This window comes from Psychrobacter sp. Arc29, assembly GCF_041431175.1.
GTDB lineage: Bacteria > Pseudomonadota > Gammaproteobacteria > Pseudomonadales > Moraxellaceae > Psychrobacter.
The window spans coordinates 242,567-258,211 of sequence record NZ_JASMRR010000004.1 but is presented as its reverse complement, the minus strand read 5'-3'; the positions used below and the strand labels follow the sequence as shown (position 1 = coordinate 258,211).

Sequence of the window (15,645 nt, the reverse complement as noted above, 5' to 3'; positions counted from 1 at the left end):
TGTATGGTGTTTGAGACATTATCTATATGACGAAGCTGACCTTGTGTCACGCCCAAATTGTTCATGTGCATCATACTGAGCCGTCTAAAGTAAATGAAGCATTCTAAATAAAAATCACTCAAAAATGCAAATGATTTTCATTTTTATTTGAAGGATTGGTATGAATGGCCAAGAACCTTGAATAGAGGTAGTTGGAAGGGAATGGAAAATGAAGTAAGGGATCAATTAAAAGCAGGTAAATCTGTATCAATGAAGATGGATGTAGACTATGCTAACTCTAGTTCAAGTAGACCAAGCAAACTCATCGTTAATATTAAAGTAGATGGAAAGGCAAAATCACCTTATATTTGTGAGCAGTGAAGGAGTCTTTAAATGATTATATCTAATGAAGATGAGGCATACCATATCTTAGCGAAAGCACTTTTAGAACATGCTGGCGACGACATGTGGGACAAACTAGTGTTAAATACTAAGATTTTTAACAAAATGTCACGTTCTGAAAAAACCATCTATTCTAGCGAAAAGGTTGTTGAAGAATATAGAGAATTGTCAAATGGTATTTTACTATCAGAACACGATGCTGCAATGTATCTAAAAGAATATATCTATAATCTTACGGGTGACAGAATATGGGGATTAACGTTTACCCTCTATCCTGATGGGAAATTTGAAATTTGAAATTTGAAATTGAATATGATTATGATAAACCTGAAGACTATGAAGAAACAGATGATGTCATCACAGGAGAAGAGATTAATCAAAATTTTTTAAAGTGAGGATCTAAAGTTCTGAATAGTAATCAAAAGCTACGATGCGTTATGTATCGTAGCTTTTTTAGTATCTCAAACTAAGACACCGCTACCTACGACAGCAAACAGAAGAACATGGGCTTTAATGCTGATATCGACATAGTAGGCGGTGGCGCACGCTCTAGTCTTTCGGTCAATGGTGGTAAAACTGACTTAAATGCAGACTATCAAGCAGTCGGCGAAAAGTCAGGTATCTTCACAGGCTATGATGGCTTTGATCTTACCGCTGGCGGCAAAACCATATTCATAGGCGGAGCAATTACCAAGACTGACTCTGCGTTACAAACAGGACTCAATAACTATGTAAGCAAAGGCAGTATAGAGATGCAAGACATCGATACCAATATCAAATTATATAATCAAACTATCTACAAGCAGTTGAATGCTAGTATTTAATGCATCATTAGCGAATTTCTTATTTCTTAAACTATGATTACAAATAGCTTCAGTTTGCGTAGAAAAGTCAGAGTAGTGCTGAGTGACTGCCCAAATATGGAAAATTAAATGGATCGCAGAAACGGACTTAATCTTATTGTCCGCAATCCACCCGTCAATCACTGCCACCTTTTCTCGCACCAAATATCTTAAAGGCCCCTTCAGCACCCCCATTAAGTGGGGCGCTCCTTGCATAATCTCTAATGCATATAGTCTCGATGCTGCAGGTGATTTCTTTGAAATCTTGTATTTTTCTTCGATATAAGTTTTGAGCGCATTTCTTGGATCTTGGTTGACGTTAATATTGCTCAAAGGGGACAACCACTCACTGAGCACCGCTTCCAAAGCAGCAATATACAGAACCTCTTTACTGTCGAAGTAATAAAATATATTCGATTTAGAAATATTAGCCTCTTCCGCAATTCTCTCCATTCGTGCCCCATTCAATCCTTCTTGTGAAAAGACGATCAATGCCGCGTTGATGATATGTGCTTTTTTCTTTAGTACTTTTGAACTCGTTTCTGCCTCTTCTTTGAGCACGCTGTCTTTCACTGTCATGTCCTTCATTATAAAGTCGTGTAAACCTAATTTTAGATGATGGTTGATTCAATTTAAAAATGGCCAAAGCAATCAATTACAAGCGCCATTTATTGACCAATATCGCTCGCTCAGCAGCGATCAACACCCTATTAGTCTATGGATCACTAATCGCAGCGATAGCCCTCACTAACGTCCTTTTTGCTACTAATCTAACTCATTCTGTCCAGATTACCACCAAAATTCCTTTTTCAAGTGTTTCTGCACTATTTTATAACAAACCGCACCGTTTTATAACAGTCCGCACTATTGTTATGCATTTTTTTAAACCATATGGTCTAAAAAAATTAGGGTAAAAATTATATAAGTTATTGATAAATATAAATAAAAAAATATGGCATGGGTTTTGCTTTGATAAAAACGTAAAAGAATTTTCATTTCTTTTATAGCTTTCTTCTTCTCTTCTCAAAATCTATAGGTGACCTCATGGAAATAGGAATTTTTTGTCCGATTGGTAACAACGGTTGGTTAATCTCAAAAAACGCGCCTCAGTACAAACCAACATTTGAGCTAAATAAGCAAATTGTGCAACGTGCTGAGCATTACGGTTTTGATTTTGCGCTCTCAATGATCAAGCTGCGCGGTTTCGGCGGTGAGACTGAGTTTTGGGATTATAACCTCGAAAGCTTTACTTTGATGGCAGGACTCGCAGCAGTCACGTCCAAAATAAAAATCTATGCCACGTCAGCAACGTTAGTCATGCCGCCCGCAATCGTAGCGAGAATGGCGTCGACGCTAGACAGTATCTCAAACGGGCGTTTTGGATTGAATGTCGTGACTGGCTGGCAAGAAGCAGAATACGGACAGATGGGCATGTGGCCAGGCGACGATTATTTTGGTAAGCGCTATGACTACTTATCTGAATATGTACAAGTTTTAAGAGATCTGTGGGCGACAGGCCAATCTGATTTGAAAGGTGAGTTCTTTCAGATGAATGATTGTCAGGTGAAGCCTATTCCACAAGCGGATATGAAGATTATCTGTGCGGGTCAATCAGATACAGGCTTGGCGTTCTCTGCAAAACACGCTGACTATAACTTTGTCTTTGGTAAAGGGCTAAACACGCCAACTGCCTACGCTGGTATTAATGACCGCTTAAAAGTACATACAGATCAGACGGGTCGCAATGTTCCTACCTATGTACTCTTTATGGTCATTGCAGATGAGACCGATGAAAAAGCGCAAGCAAAATGGCAATCATACAATGACGGCGCGGATTTTGAAGCCATTGATTGGTTGCAGTCGCAAGGTGGTAAGGACAAAACCTCAGGCAAAGATACCAACATTCGCCATATGGCCTCAAGCGTTTCACCAGTCAATATCAATATGGGTACGCTGGTCGGTTCCTTTGAAAATGTTGCCAGCATGTTAGACGAAATCGCTGAAGTACAAGGTACGGATGGCGTCTTATTGACCTTTGATGATTTCGTGCAAGGCGTAGAAGATTTTGGCAGCAAAATTCAACCTTTGATGAAAAGCCGTATCAATGTTGATACCCCAGTGGCCAGCCAAGCCATGAGCGAAGTCTAATAAAAGGAGCAGATATGAATTCGGTTAATACTATTTGTGCAGACTTTACCAAACAATCCTCTCCCGTTTTAGAGTCATTGCCTGAACCTATCAAGTTAGATCCATCCCAAACTGCATTGATCGTCGTGGATATGCAAAACGCTTATGCCAGTCAAGGTGGTTATCTGGATTTAGCCGGGTTTGATGTGACGTCAACCAAACCTGTCATCGACAAAATCAAGCAAGCCGTAGATATTGCACATCAATCTGGCATACAAGTCATCTATTTTAGAAATGGCTGGGACAATAAGTATGTAGAGGCTGGTGGTAGTGGGTCGCCCAATTACCACAAATCAAACGCCTTAAAAACCATGCGTAAAAACCCTGAACTTGAGGGAACTTTATTAGCAAAAGGGGGCTGGGATTATGAGTTGGTCGACGAGCTTAGCCCTGCGCCTCAAGACATCATCATAGACAAACCTCGATATAGCGGCTTTGCCAATACCAACTTCGATAGCGTATTGCGGTCACGGGGCATACGCAATCTATTGTTCACTGGTATCGCGACCAACGTCTGTGTTGAATCAACGCTTCGAGATGGGTTTTTTCTTGAGTATTTTGGAGTTTTATTAGATGACGCTTGTTATCAGGCAGGACCAGTAGAAGCTCATGACGCCACTCTCTATAACGTAAAAACCTTTTTTGGTTGGGTGTCTGATGTTGCCAGCATGCAGCAGTGCTTTTTGGATACTTAATCTTTTCGATATCTGGCTTTTTTAGGAGCCTAAACCAAGCGCTTCATACTTAACTTAAATAGGAATGTAGATATGTCTAAACAAGTGATTATACCTGAAGGTACCAGCAAGCCATTGGCACCCTATGTCCCAGCGACTAAGGCCGATAACGTCGTTTATGTCTCAGGCACTTTGCCCTTTGATGAAAACAACGATGTCGTACATGTGGGTGATGCCGCCGCGCAAACTCGCCATGTATTAACAACGATTCAAAACGTTATTCAAACCGCTGGTGGCGATATGGATGATGTGACGTTTAATTCAATCTTTGTCAAAGATTGGGCAGATTATGACGCGGTCAATCAAGTCTATGCAGAGTTCTTCCCCAATGAAAAGCCAGCAAGATTTTGTATTCAATGCGGATTGGTAAAACCAGACGCTTTAGTTGAAATCGCGTCCATAGCGCACATTGGATGAAAACCTGCTTAAAAATAACTGCAGTTAGTGAATTTAAAGTTACCTGACATCGAACCCTCTAGCATTGCATTTGACTGTAGTAGGGCGCTTTAGTTGACTACACATGTGGCGGAATATTGTTTAAAAGGAAATGACAGATGAATACAGTAATTAAAGAAAGCCAAGTAACGCAATCCTCATTAATGAAACATAAGTCTAAAGAATCATTCACCTCTACGGCAGGAAACTTAACCGATATGCAGCAGTCTTTTAGAGATGCGATGAGCAAGCTTGCGGCTGCCGTGAACATTATTACCACTGAAGGTCCAGCAGGGCGAGCAGGATTTACCGCCTCAGCGGTGTGCAGTGTCACTGACGAACCGCCAACCCTATTAGTGTGTCTAAACAGAAGTGCGTCTGTATACAAATTTTTTAAAGAAAATATGGTGCTATGCGTCAACACACTTGGTCTTGAACACCAAGATTTAAGCGGTGTCTTCGGCGGAAAAAAGGCATTAGAAGAAAGATTTGAGCAAGGCAACTGGTCCACGCTGTCAACAGGATCGCCTGTATTAGAGGATGCCAGTATCTCTTTTGATTGCAAGATTAAGCTTATTAGCTCGGTAGGAACTCACGATATTCTTATTTGTGAAGTATTGGATATCAAACACAAACCTGATTGTGAAAGTCTCATCTATTTCAATCGAGGCTACCATCAATTGAGTAAGTGCACGAACTAAGTATCACCCCTCTACTTTTTAAGGATATTTAAAATGGATAAATGGTTTGTTAAATGGCGTCCCTACACTGGGAACCTAGAAAAGACACCGGTAGGTATCAATGAATACTTACCAATGGGTAAAAGCGTGGTGTTAGGCGCACAGCACTCATTCGCCATGTTCGGTGCGACAATCTTAGCCCCCTTACTGATGGGATTCGATCCTAGCTTAACGATGCTTATCACTGGTATAGGCACGATACTTTTCTTTCTTATCACGGGCGGTCACGTACCAAGTTACTTGGGCTCTAGCTTTGCTTTTATTGGGGCGGTAGCAGCAGTAACAGGCTATAGCGGCACTGGTATCAATCCAAATATTGGCATTGCGCTTGGGGGCACACTGGTCTGCGGGGTCTTATACGCATTGATGGGTCTGCTGGTAATGAAAACAGGTGCAGGGTGGATTGAGAACTTGATGCCACCTGTGGTCACTGGGTCCATTGTGATGATTATCGGGTTGAACTTAGCGCCTGTCACCATACAAAGCGTCATTGGCAGTAGCTTTGATTCTTGGATGGCGTTGGTCACCGTGTTATGTATTTGTTCAGTCGCCGTATTTACTAAAGGCATGATCAGACGCTTGTTACTGTTAATAGGTCTGGTCGCTGCCTATTTTATTTATTTCCTATTAACGAATGTTTTGGGTATGGGCACGCCTATTGATTTTAGTCCAATTGCGAATGCCGCTTGGTTCGGTATTCCAACCCTTTACTCTCCTGTCTTTGAGACCAGTGCCATATTAGTCATTGCACCTGTCTTTATCATCTTAATCGCGGAAAACCTTGGACATTTTAAAGCAGTAGAAGCGATGACTGGCAAAAGCATCTCGCCTTATATGGGTAGAGCGTTCTTCGCTGACGGCCTCTGTACCACGCTTTCAGCCTCGGTAGGCGGCACAGGTATGACGACTTATGCAGAAAACATCGGCGTGATGGCAGCGACCAAAATCTACTCTACAGTCGTCTTTGTAATAGCAGGTGTTTTTGCAATCTTATTGGGTTTATCTCCTAAGTTTGGAACGTTGGTAAGCACCATCCCTGTGCCTATCTTGACCGGTGCTTCAATCGTTGTCTTTGGTTTAATCACAATTGCTGGTGCGCGTATCTGGATGAATGCAAAAATTGATTTCAGCAAGAATGGCAATATGTTGGTAGCCGCCGTTCCAGTGATCCTAGGCACTGGCAACTATTCACTAAACATTGCAGGTTTTGATTTGGGCGGCATCGGTACCGCTACGTTTTTAGCCATTCTTATGAACCTCGCTTTCAATTTTAAAAACAAACAAAAAGAGGTGAGCGTGACCACTGAGAGAGAAATCGCTACATCAGAGCCACTCTTAAAACTCAATCCATAAATTTAAAACCCTATTTGATCTTACCTTAAGGAATCGTGTCATGAATACAGAACCACGCAGCGTACAACAATTGATCAATGGCGAATTTACCGAATCAACGACCACGGAATGGATTGATATCACCAATCCAGCCACGCAAGAAGTGATCGCCAAGGTACCACAGTCAATACCTGAGGAAATTGATCAAGCCATCAAAACAGCATCTGAGGCCTTTCAGAGTTGGCGTGTCACACCCATCAGCAAACGAGCCCGCGTTTTCCTAAAGTATCAACAACTGATACGTGAGCATATGGATGAGCTGGCAGTGCTATTGACTGAAGAACAAGGTAAAACGCTGGCAGACGCTAGAGGTGATGTGTTTAGAGGTCTTGAGGTCGTAGAACACGCATCAGGTATCGGTAACTTGCAACAAGGGGGCTACATTGAAAACGTCGCTAGTAGTGTGGATATGTATACCGTTCAGCAGCCAATAGGCGTCTGTGCAGGTATTACTCCCTTTAATTTCCCTGCCATGATACCGCTATGGATGTTTCCAATGGCCATCGCCACAGGTAACACGTTTATCTTAAAGCCTTCTGAACAAAATCCAATCGTTACCATGAGATTGGTTGAGTTGGCGCTTGAGGCAGGTATACCAAAAGGGGTATTGAATGTGGTTCATGGTGGTAAAGATACGGTGGATGCACTGTGCGATCATCCAGATATAAAAGCGATATCTTTTGTTGGCTCAACAGCAGTGGGTAAGCATGTCTATGATCGAGCCAGTCAGGCTGGCAAACGTGTGCAATGTATGATGGGTGCAAAAAACCATGCCGTTATCATGCCTGACGCCAATAAAGAGCAAAGCTTAAATCAGTTAGCAGGCGCAGCATTTGGCGCAGCAGGGCAGCGATGCATGGCACTGTCTGTCGTGGTATTGGTTGGAGAGTCTAAACAGTGGGTTGATGAAATTGTAGAAAAATCAGCACAGCTAGTCGTTGCCGCTGGCAAAGATGACAAAGACTTAGGACCTCTAATATCTAAGCAAGCCAAAACCCGTGTCGAGCGCTTAATCCAAGCGGGCATAGACGAAGGGGCAACTCTCAGATTAGATGGTCGTGGTTGTCAGGTAGCAGGTTATGAAGATGGCAACTTTGTTGGTCCAACTATCTTGGACAATGTAACAGCTGATATGAGCTGCTATACCGAAGAGATCTTTGGCCCTGTTCTATGCATTATGTATGCCGACACGCTTGAGGAAGCCATTAAGATTATCAATACCAATCCAAATGGTAATGGCACCGCCATTTTCACCCAGTCTGGCGCAAATGCGCATAAGTTCCAACAAGATATCGATGTTGGACAAGTCGGTATTAACTTACCAATTCCAGTACCGCTACCGATGTTTTCGTTTACAGGGTCTAGAGCCAGTAAGCTCGGTGACTTAGGTCCTTATGGTAAGCAAGCGGTACAGTTTTATACGCAGACGAAAACGGTGATATCACGCTGGTTTGATGAGGATGCTAGTGAAGGCGTAAATACCACTATTTCTATGAAGTAGCTATACGGCCGTATCAAACGTAGGACGTTATGTAGAACGTGTGATTAATTGACAACAGGCTCTACATAACAACATACAAAAGCAAATATAAATGCAAATGGTGGATTTTATGAATATCAATACAATACCAGAAATCATTGAAGATATTAAAGCAGGCAAGATGGTCATAATCATGGATGATGAGGATCGGGAAAATGAAGGTGACCTGATCATGGCAGCCACTTTAGCCAAACCTGATGATATTAACTTTATGATTACACATGCCAGAGGTTTGGTTTGTTTGACCTTGACCTCCGAGCGTTGTAAAAAATTAAAACTGCCTCTCATGTGCAAAGACAACCAAGCACCTTACAGTACAAATTTCACTGTTTCCATTGATGCAGCACAAGGCGTAAGTACCGGAATATCAACGGCAGACAGAGCTCAGACCATTAGAACTGCCGTGTCTCAAGACGTTACTTTTGATGATGTCGTAACCCCAGGTCATATTTTTCCATTAGTGGCTAAAGAGGGTGGTGTTCTAGAACGCGCTGGGCATACTGAGGCAGGTTGCGATCTAACGAGACTGGCTGGCTTAGAGCCTGCCGCGGTTATTGTAGAAATTATCAACCAAGATGGTGAAATGGCTCGTAGAGACGATCTGATGAAATTCGCTGATATTCATAACCTAAAGGTCGGCACTATAGACGCGTTAATTAAATATATTAAATCTCAAGATGCTGTCGAAAATAAAGGTGAAAGCAAAGTCGAAAATTTCGAAGAAACCCTAGCGTACGAATATGATGAAAGCGATGAGCGTACCGTTGAATTGATTTAGTTGATTGAACTCAACTTGATTTTACAAGCTATTAGATACTTTTACCGCAATTTGAATTTTACTGAAATTGGATGAAACTCTATGTTAGTTAAAAAATATCCTTGTAAGAACGACACATCAGAAACGATCGTATTTAGTTCAGGTTTAGGCGGGCATGCTGATTTTTGGTTACCTCAAATTGAGTATTTTACCGAGCATTACAATGTGATTTGCTATGAACAAGAGGGCGTATCACCTGATAGTGACCTCTTACCCGATGACTATTCTATGCAAGATTTAGCAGAACAATTAATTGAAATTTTAAAACGAGAAGGACTGTCTAATTGTCATTTCGTCGGTCACGCACTGGGCGGATTCATTGGTATGGAAGTCGCTTATAAAGCACCAGAACTGTTAGATAAACTGGTCATCTTAAATGGTTGGGAAAGCCTCGATCCTCACACGATTAAATGTTTTAGCATGCGAACCAGTTTGCTACAAGATACAGGTATAGAAGCATTTGTACGCGCCCAAGCGATATTTTTATACCCGCCTACATGGATATCAAACAACATAGAAGCACTCACGCAAAAAGAGGATAAAGCTATTGCTAATTTTGCTCCCGTTAAGAACGTCTTAACGAGATTAAAAGCCTTACAGTCTTACCAACCCCTGATGAATGCTAAGCATATCAAAAACGAAACTTTAGTTTTAAGCAATCTTGATGATGTTTTGGTGCCATGGCAACGCGGTCTGGCGCTAGCCGATAGTATGCAAAACGCCCAGTTTGAGTTAATGGTGACGGGTGGACATGCCAGTACAATCACAGAGACCTGCTCAACCAATAGCAAAATCCTTCAATTCTTATCCAAAATCTAATATCAATAAGGAAGTATTATGACTGATTCCCTATCGTTATCTTCAGCTAATCTTGATCAGTTGTTTGGTAAGGCCAGATCTTTTAACGCTTGGCAAAAAAAAGACGTGCCAGATGCACTACTCGAAGAGATCTATCACTTGGTTAAAATGGCACCTACCTCGGCCAACTGTTCACCTGCACGGTTTGTATTTCTCAAATCTGATGATGCTAAAGCGCGCTTAGAACCAGCACTATCTTCAGGTAATATCGAAAAAACAATGACAGCACCTATCACCGTTATTGTTGCTTATGATAATGAGTTTTATGAAGAGCTTCCTAAATTATTTCCACATACGGATGCCCGATCATGGTTTAACTCTAGTCCTGAACTGATAAAAGAAACGGCGTTTAGAAACAGTTCTATGCAAGCGGCTTATCTAATCTTGGCTTGTAGAGCCTTGGGTTTAGACACCGGCCCTATGTCTGGATTTAATAATGAACTGGTAGATAAAACTTTTCTTAAAGACAGTAATTGGACTTCAAACCTGCTCATCAATATAGGTTATGGTCAAGAGGACCAGTTATACAGCCGTCTGCCAAGATTAGACTTTGATGAGGCTTGTCAGATCTTATGAAAACAAGCGATTCATCCATTATGTCATCTTATTTTAGGAATAATGGACTGAATTGAGGCTATGTGGAGGGGTGGTTGTTTTTGGCTCCTTCACTTAATAATTGAGTGACCCCTGCCGTCAAATCCGTAGAAATAAACTTAGGAGATTTTAGTTAAGCAGCTTGACGATATCTAATAATTTTGATTTTTTAATAAAAAAGCGCAGCAATATTAGGCTGGATATCTAGCAAATATGCTACTGTTTTAACGGCTACTTCAGCCATGAAAAACTCTAACGCTATATTTTTTAATTATTTTACAAAGAATTATCTCAATAAAAGGAGTCTAGCACAGTGCTTATCTACTACAGCCCCAAAATATATTGCTAGCTTTTTGATTTATCCATTTTTACATAAATCAAAAACAGGCTTGTTACTTAGCAATAATAATCTTGTTTTTGATGTAATGACTCTTGCAAATGGGCAATAAGTAGTTTGAGTTTTTGATCAGGCTGCCTTGCTCTAGGGTAAATCGCATACATACCCAGTTTCTTTCGCGTAAAGCTTTGCAAAATTTGCGTGAGCATATTTTGCTGCATCTCTTCATAAACTAGCGCTTGCGGTAAAAAAGCGATACCTAAATCGCTAAGCGTAGCTTGTTTAATCGCACTAAGATGATTGCTATGAAATCGACCATAGACAGGCATTAACTGCTTTGTGCCGTCTATATGTAATGGCCATACATTATTAGAGTTGTTATCAAACTTATAAATCAGGCACTCATGATTCTCTAATTCTTCAGGGGTTTGAGGCATACCATATTGCTTCACATAGTCTGGAGTCGCACATATCACCCATTGGCTATCTATCAGGCGCTTTGCAATGAGCGAAGAGTCTTCAAGCTCAGCAGTTCTTACTGCTAAATCAAATCCTTCTTCTATCAGATCAACCAATCGATTGGTAATGTGTAAGTCTACGGAAATGTCAGGGTGTTGCTTACAGAATTCGGCAATCGATTCGCTCAGTATTAATTTGGCAGAGACCGCTGGCATAGTTATACGTATGTTGCCTTTCATATTTTCACCATAACCCGTTACGGCATTTTCGGCTTCTTGAAAGGCAGATCGAGCAATTTTAGCTTTTTCATAAAGCACCATACCTGCATCAGTTAAGCTCAACTTTCTGGTGGTTCTATAAAGTAATTGAGTATTTAAGTTTTCTTCTAATCTAACAATGCGCTTGCTAACAACTGAATTCGTTAATGACAGTTTTTCAGCGACCTTAGAAAATGACCCTTCCTCAACAACTTGGACGAATAGAACCATATCGTCAGCTTTAATCATATTTGTGCTCCAATTGATACAATGCGGTTTGGATTATAGCAAAAAAAGAAAATAATATTTTCCTTTGATGCAATATATCAACCTATTAACAAGGCGTAGACTATTTTAGGATGTTTTGAACATTAGATCATAGACTAGTTGGAGCTGTATTTAGCTTTGTCTGAAAGACAGCTAGGTTAAATTAGCAGTCTGTGTTCGTGAGTGTTTAACACAACTTAGTCATTATTCAGCCGTCAAGATAAAGGCTTCAATGACTTGATTCAAGGAAGATTAAGCGACAAAAAAGGATATGGTTTTGAATCAAACAATATATGGTCTACTGGCATTACTGCCAATTGTTCTCTGTGGTATTTTTCTTATAGGCTTGCAATGGTCGGCCAAAAAAACAATGCCAATTATTTTAGTTGTTACCGCTGCGCTTGCCATTTTTATATGGGATATGACGCTTAATCGAGTGTCATCATCTATTATTCAGGGTTTGGTGATAACTATCTCAGTGTTGTGGATTGTCTTTGGTGCTATTTTTTTACTAAATACATTGAAACATACTGGTGCAATCGCTGTTATCCGTGCTGGATTTACCAATGTATCGCCAGATAGGCGTGTGCAAGCTATTATTATTGCATGGTGCTTTGGCTGCTTTCTTGAGGGTGCTTCTGGTTTTGGTACAGCTGCCGCTATTGCCGCACCTTTGCTGGTAGCAATAGGATTCCCAGCGCTGGGTGCGGTGTTGATGGGGATGATGATACAAAGTACACCTGTATCATTTGGTGCGGTCGGTACGCCTATCGTTATTGGGGTAAATAAGGGGTTGGATACAGTCGCTATAAGCGCGCAACTTGCACAACAAGGCTTGCAGTGGGACAGCTTCTTACAACTGATTACCAGCCAAGTTGCTATGATTCATGGCGCTATTGGTACGTTTATGCCACTTTTCATGGTGATGATGCTCACTCGCTTTTTTGGTAAAAACAAAAGTTGGAGGGAAGGCTTCGCTATTTGGCCATTTGCTATTTTTGCAGGCCTGGCATTTACGATTCCTTATACATTGACGGGCGTTTTTTTAGGACCAGAGTTTCCGTCACTGGTAGGTGGTCTGGTCAGCATGACCATCGTTGTTAATGCTGCTAAAAGAGGGTTTTTAGTACCAAAAACTACATGGGATTTTGAGCCGCAAAAAAGCTGGCCAAGTGAATGGCTTGGTAAGTTGGTGATCAGTAAAGAAGATATTACACCGGCTTTGAGTGATAAAAATATGTCCACTTTTATGGCGTGGTTTCCTTATTTACTAGTGGCTCTCTTACTAGTGTTTTCAAGAGTATTTACAGGCTTTCAGTCTTTACTTAACAGTGTAACGGTAGACCTAACCTCAATTTTAAGTGAGGCAGATATTAGTGCCAGCTTTAGTCCTTTGTACTTACCAGGTGGCCTGTTAGTCATCAGCGCCTTGGTTGCCGCCATTCTTCAAACTAGAAAACCCGTCAGCGCACTAAATAATGCCTTTAAAGAATCAAGTAAAACCGTATTGGGAGCGGGTTTCGTACTTATCTTTACGATTCCAATGGTTAGAATTTTTATCAATTCGGGCGTAAATTTATCAGATGTGGCGAGTATGCCAGTTGCAAGTGCAGAGTTGTTTGCGGGTACTTTTGGCAATACCTTCCCCTTAATTAGTGCAACCATCGGTGCCTTAGGTGCGTTTATCGCGGGCTCTAATACCGTATCTAACATGATGTTTAGCCAATTCCAATATGAAGCCGCCATGAGCTTACGGATCTCACCTTCTTTAATCATCGCGGCACAAGCAGTTGGTGCAGCAGCTGGTAATATGATCGCCATACATAACGTGGTGGCTGCATCAGCAACAGTGGGTTTGCTTGGTATGGAGGGCGCCACATTGAGACGTACTATTTTACCCACTCTATATTATGTATTGCTCTGTGGAATAATCGTCATGGCCGCAATTTATATTTTCGATTTTCAAGGCCCTTTAGCATCATGAGTGATACACCATTACAAGATAAGGAGCATCATATCTCTTCGTCAAATCGAGCTTCTCAAGACATAATGAGTCCTGACCACGTGTTAGACAAACTCACCACTTTATTAGGAGCCAGTAATGTACAAGCAGACCCAGAGAAAAACGAGCATTATAGAATGGGATGGCGCTCTGGTGGCGGAAATGCATTAGCAGTTTTGTTTCCACAAACGTTAGTAGACATTTGGCGTAGCCTAGAAGTGTGTGTTGAAGGCGACTGCATTATTATCATGCAAGCGGCAAAAACAGGACTGACTGAAGGCTCAACGCCAAGCGGTAATGACTACGATAGACCCGTGGTTGTTATCAATACCCTTGCTATAGACCAGCTGTACTTAGTGAATGATAATAAACAAGTAATTAGCTTGCCTGGGGCGACGCTACACCAATTGCAAAGTCAGCTGAACGCAGTCAATCGAGCACCTCATTCAGTCATAGGTTCATCAACATTAGGTGCGTCGATTATTGGCGGGGTCTCTAATAACTCAGGAGGAGCACTGGTTAAAAGAGGCCCTGCTTACACCGAGCTTGCGTTGTTTGCACAAATAAATAAACACGGTCAGCTGGTGTTGGTTAATCACCTAGATGTAGAGTTAGGAAATACCCCTGAAGAAATACTCACTAATTTACAAACAGGTAATTTTGATAAAAGAAAGCTACCTGACACTAGCAAAATGGCATCTGACAAAGAGTACATTGCCAGAGTAAAAGACGTTAACGCAAGTACGCCGAGTCGTTTTAATGCTGACAAGCGACGACTATATGAGGCCAGTGGATGTGCTGGCAAGCTTGCGGTATTTGCCGTACGCCTTGATACTTATCCAACCGCTACAAGAGAGAAAACCTTTTATATAGGCAGTAATAGTGTGAGTGAGCTTGCACAGTTGCGACGGCAGATATTATCGAGCTTCGATAATATTCCTGAAGTTGGTGAATATATGCATCGCGATATATTTGATGTATCTGCTAAATACGGTAAAGACACGTTTCTAAGTATTAAGCATCTCGGTACGAATGCTTTACCTAGACTGTTTTCTATCAAAGGCGCTATAGACGCAAAATTCCATAAATGGCCATGGATGCCCAAGCATTTTACTGACAAAGTTATGCAGTTTGTCGCCAACATATTTCCAAAGCATTTACCGAAGCGAATGCTGGAGTATCGCGACCAATATCAGCATCACCTAATATTAAAAATGAGTGATGAGGGAATAGAGGAAGCACAAGATTTTCTAAAGATATTTTTTGATTCTTCAGACACGGGTAACTATTTTGAATGTAGTCAGGAAGAGTCAGAAAGTGCCTTTTTGCATCGTTTTGCTGCTGCAGGTGCTGCATTAAGGTATGGAGTTATACATGAAAAAGAAGTAGGCGATATATTGGCATTGGATTTTGCCATACCACGTAACGAGTTAGAGTGGCTTGAAGTGCTACCTGAAGAAATCACACAACACTTAGAAAAGAAGCTCTATTACGGACACTTCTTTTGTTATGTATTTCATCAAGATTATATTCTGAAGAAAGGCAGTGATATTAAGCATGTCAAAAAAATGATGTTAGAGTTATTGGGCGCGCGCGGCGCAAAATATCCTGCTGAGCATAATGTCGGTCACTTGTACGAAGCGGAGCCTGATTTGCAAAACTTCTATAAAGGCTTAGACCCAACCAACACCTTTAATCCAGGTGTCGGTAAAATGTCGAAAATCAAACGTAATTGCTCGTGCTGTTTGTAATAGCAAGTGTGGGCTAAACTTTCTGCTTCAAAAATAAGTCAGTTGTATCCAT

The 15,645-nt window shown here is 41.2% G+C and carries 15 protein-coding genes and 1 pseudogene; 14 read left to right on the top strand and 2 right to left on the bottom strand.

Annotation, left to right across the window (positions count from 1 at the left end; genetic code table 11):
* Positions 1-147: 147 nt before the first annotated feature.
* The 3 genes from QO189_RS07675 to QO189_RS07665 all read left to right on the top strand — a co-directional run bounded on the left by QO189_RS07675 (position 148) and on the right by QO189_RS07665 (position 1,205).
* Positions 148-360 (top strand): DNA/RNA non-specific endonuclease, encoded by a 213-nt coding sequence (locus QO189_RS07675; protein ID WP_371532247.1) that lies wholly within the window; start codon positions 148-150, stop codon positions 358-360.
* A 12-nt stretch (positions 361-372) separates the two neighbouring features.
* Positions 373-678, top strand: a complete 306-nt coding sequence (locus tag QO189_RS07670; RefSeq protein WP_371532246.1) for a hypothetical protein — start codon at positions 373-375, stop codon at positions 676-678.
* A 206-nt stretch (positions 679-884) separates the two neighbouring features.
* Positions 885-1,205, top strand: a complete 321-nt coding sequence (locus QO189_RS07665; RefSeq protein ID WP_371532245.1) for a hypothetical protein — start codon at positions 885-887, stop codon at positions 1,203-1,205.
* On the opposite strand, the gene QO189_RS07660 is transcribed toward QO189_RS07665, so the two are convergent.
* On the bottom strand, positions 1,161-1,796 hold the full coding sequence (locus tag QO189_RS07660; protein ID WP_371532244.1) for a TetR family transcriptional regulator C-terminal domain-containing protein: 636 nt from the start codon (positions 1,794-1,796) through the stop codon (positions 1,161-1,163). The genes QO189_RS07665 and QO189_RS07660 overlap by 45 nt on opposite strands.
* Positions 1,797-2,267: 471 nt before the next feature.
* Here QO189_RS07660 and rutA point away from each other — a divergent pair, with 471 nt between their 5' ends.
* From rutA to QO189_RS07615, 9 genes and pseudogenes are all read left to right on the top strand, one after another.
* Positions 2,268-3,371: a pyrimidine utilization protein A gene (gene rutA / locus QO189_RS07655; protein WP_371532243.1), complete on the top strand. Its 1,104-nt coding sequence runs from the start codon at positions 2,268-2,270 to the stop codon at positions 3,369-3,371.
* Positions 3,372-3,385: 14 nt separating this feature from the next.
* The gene (gene rutB, locus QO189_RS07650) at positions 3,386-4,105 is read left to right on the top strand and encodes a pyrimidine utilization protein B (RefSeq protein WP_371532242.1); all 720 of its coding nucleotides are present in this window, start codon (positions 3,386-3,388) and stop codon (positions 4,103-4,105) included.
* A gap of 72 nt (positions 4,106-4,177) precedes the next feature.
* A complete protein-coding gene (gene rutC, locus QO189_RS07645) occupies positions 4,178-4,561 on the top strand; it encodes a pyrimidine utilization protein C (RefSeq protein ID WP_371532241.1) in 384 nt (127 codons plus the stop codon).
* Positions 4,562-4,698: 137 nt separating this feature from the next.
* Positions 4,699-5,280: an NADH-dependent FMN reductase RutF gene (gene rutF / locus QO189_RS07640; RefSeq protein ID WP_201599295.1), complete on the top strand. Its 582-nt coding sequence runs from the start codon at positions 4,699-4,701 to the stop codon at positions 5,278-5,280.
* Positions 5,281-5,313: 33 nt separating this feature from the next.
* On the top strand, positions 5,314-6,672 hold the full coding sequence (locus QO189_RS07635; RefSeq protein ID WP_371532240.1) for a solute carrier family 23 protein: 1,359 nt from the start codon (positions 5,314-5,316) through the stop codon (positions 6,670-6,672).
* Between the two features lie 40 nt (positions 6,673-6,712).
* Positions 6,713-8,212 (top strand): CoA-acylating methylmalonate-semialdehyde dehydrogenase, encoded by a 1,500-nt coding sequence (locus QO189_RS07630; protein WP_371532239.1) that lies wholly within the window; start codon positions 6,713-6,715, stop codon positions 8,210-8,212.
* Between the two features lie 109 nt (positions 8,213-8,321).
* Positions 8,322-8,963: pseudogene (gene ribB, locus QO189_RS07625) on the top strand (3,4-dihydroxy-2-butanone-4-phosphate synthase); the annotation flags it as partial.
* A 147-nt stretch (positions 8,964-9,110) separates the two neighbouring features.
* Positions 9,111-9,887, top strand: coding sequence for a pyrimidine utilization protein D (gene rutD, locus QO189_RS07620; protein WP_371532238.1), 777 nt, complete (start codon positions 9,111-9,113; stop codon positions 9,885-9,887).
* Positions 9,888-9,905: 18 nt separating this feature from the next.
* Positions 9,906-10,502, top strand: coding sequence for a malonic semialdehyde reductase (locus tag QO189_RS07615; protein WP_371532237.1), 597 nt, complete (start codon positions 9,906-9,908; stop codon positions 10,500-10,502).
* 414 nt (positions 10,503-10,916) lie between these two features.
* Here the strand turns inward: QO189_RS07615 and QO189_RS07610 are convergent, their stop codons facing one another.
* Positions 10,917-11,822: a LysR family transcriptional regulator gene (locus tag QO189_RS07610; protein WP_371532236.1), complete on the bottom strand. Its 906-nt coding sequence runs from the start codon at positions 11,820-11,822 to the stop codon at positions 10,917-10,919.
* 289 nt (positions 11,823-12,111) lie between these two features.
* Here QO189_RS07610 and QO189_RS07605 point away from each other — a divergent pair, with 289 nt between their 5' ends.
* Both QO189_RS07605 and dld read left to right on the top strand, forming a co-directional pair.
* Positions 12,112-13,824 (top strand): L-lactate permease, encoded by a 1,713-nt coding sequence (locus QO189_RS07605; RefSeq protein WP_371532235.1) that lies wholly within the window; start codon positions 12,112-12,114, stop codon positions 13,822-13,824.
* Positions 13,825-13,889: 65 nt separating this feature from the next.
* Positions 13,890-15,593 carry a D-lactate dehydrogenase gene (gene dld / locus QO189_RS07600; RefSeq protein WP_371532328.1) on the top strand — a complete coding sequence of 568 codons (1,704 nt, stop codon included), beginning with the start codon at positions 13,890-13,892 and terminating at the stop codon, positions 15,591-15,593.
* The last annotated feature ends 52 nt before the right edge of the window (positions 15,594-15,645 follow it).

Excerpts from the sequence above, each read along its gene's own strand:
- QO189_RS07605 (WP_371532235.1), top strand. The coding sequence starts at position 12,112 with ATGGTTTTGAATCAAACAATATATGGTCTACTGGCATTACTGCCAATT.
- QO189_RS07610 (WP_371532236.1), bottom strand. The coding sequence starts at position 11,822 with ATGATTAAAGCTGACGATATGGTTCTATTCGTCCAAGTTGTTGAGGAA.
- rutB (WP_371532242.1), top strand. The coding sequence starts at position 3,386 with ATGAATTCGGTTAATACTATTTGTGCAGACTTTACCAAACAATCCTCT.
- QO189_RS07670 (WP_371532246.1), top strand. The coding sequence starts at position 373 with ATGATTATATCTAATGAAGATGAGGCATACCATATCTTAGCGAAAGCA.
- rutD (WP_371532238.1), top strand. The coding sequence starts at position 9,111 with ATGTTAGTTAAAAAATATCCTTGTAAGAACGACACATCAGAAACGATC.
- QO189_RS07630 (WP_371532239.1), top strand. The coding sequence starts at position 6,713 with ATGAATACAGAACCACGCAGCGTACAACAATTGATCAATGGCGAATTT.
- rutA (WP_371532243.1), top strand. The coding sequence starts at position 2,268 with ATGGAAATAGGAATTTTTTGTCCGATTGGTAACAACGGTTGGTTAATC.
- QO189_RS07615 (WP_371532237.1), top strand. The coding sequence starts at position 9,906 with ATGACTGATTCCCTATCGTTATCTTCAGCTAATCTTGATCAGTTGTTT.
- rutC (WP_371532241.1), top strand. The coding sequence starts at position 4,178 with ATGTCTAAACAAGTGATTATACCTGAAGGTACCAGCAAGCCATTGGCA.
- dld (WP_371532328.1), top strand. The coding sequence starts at position 13,890 with ATGAGTCCTGACCACGTGTTAGACAAACTCACCACTTTATTAGGAGCC.
- QO189_RS07635 (WP_371532240.1), top strand. The coding sequence starts at position 5,314 with ATGGATAAATGGTTTGTTAAATGGCGTCCCTACACTGGGAACCTAGAA.
- rutF (WP_201599295.1), top strand. The coding sequence starts at position 4,699 with ATGAATACAGTAATTAAAGAAAGCCAAGTAACGCAATCCTCATTAATG.
- QO189_RS07665 (WP_371532245.1), top strand. The coding sequence starts at position 885 with ATGGGCTTTAATGCTGATATCGACATAGTAGGCGGTGGCGCACGCTCT.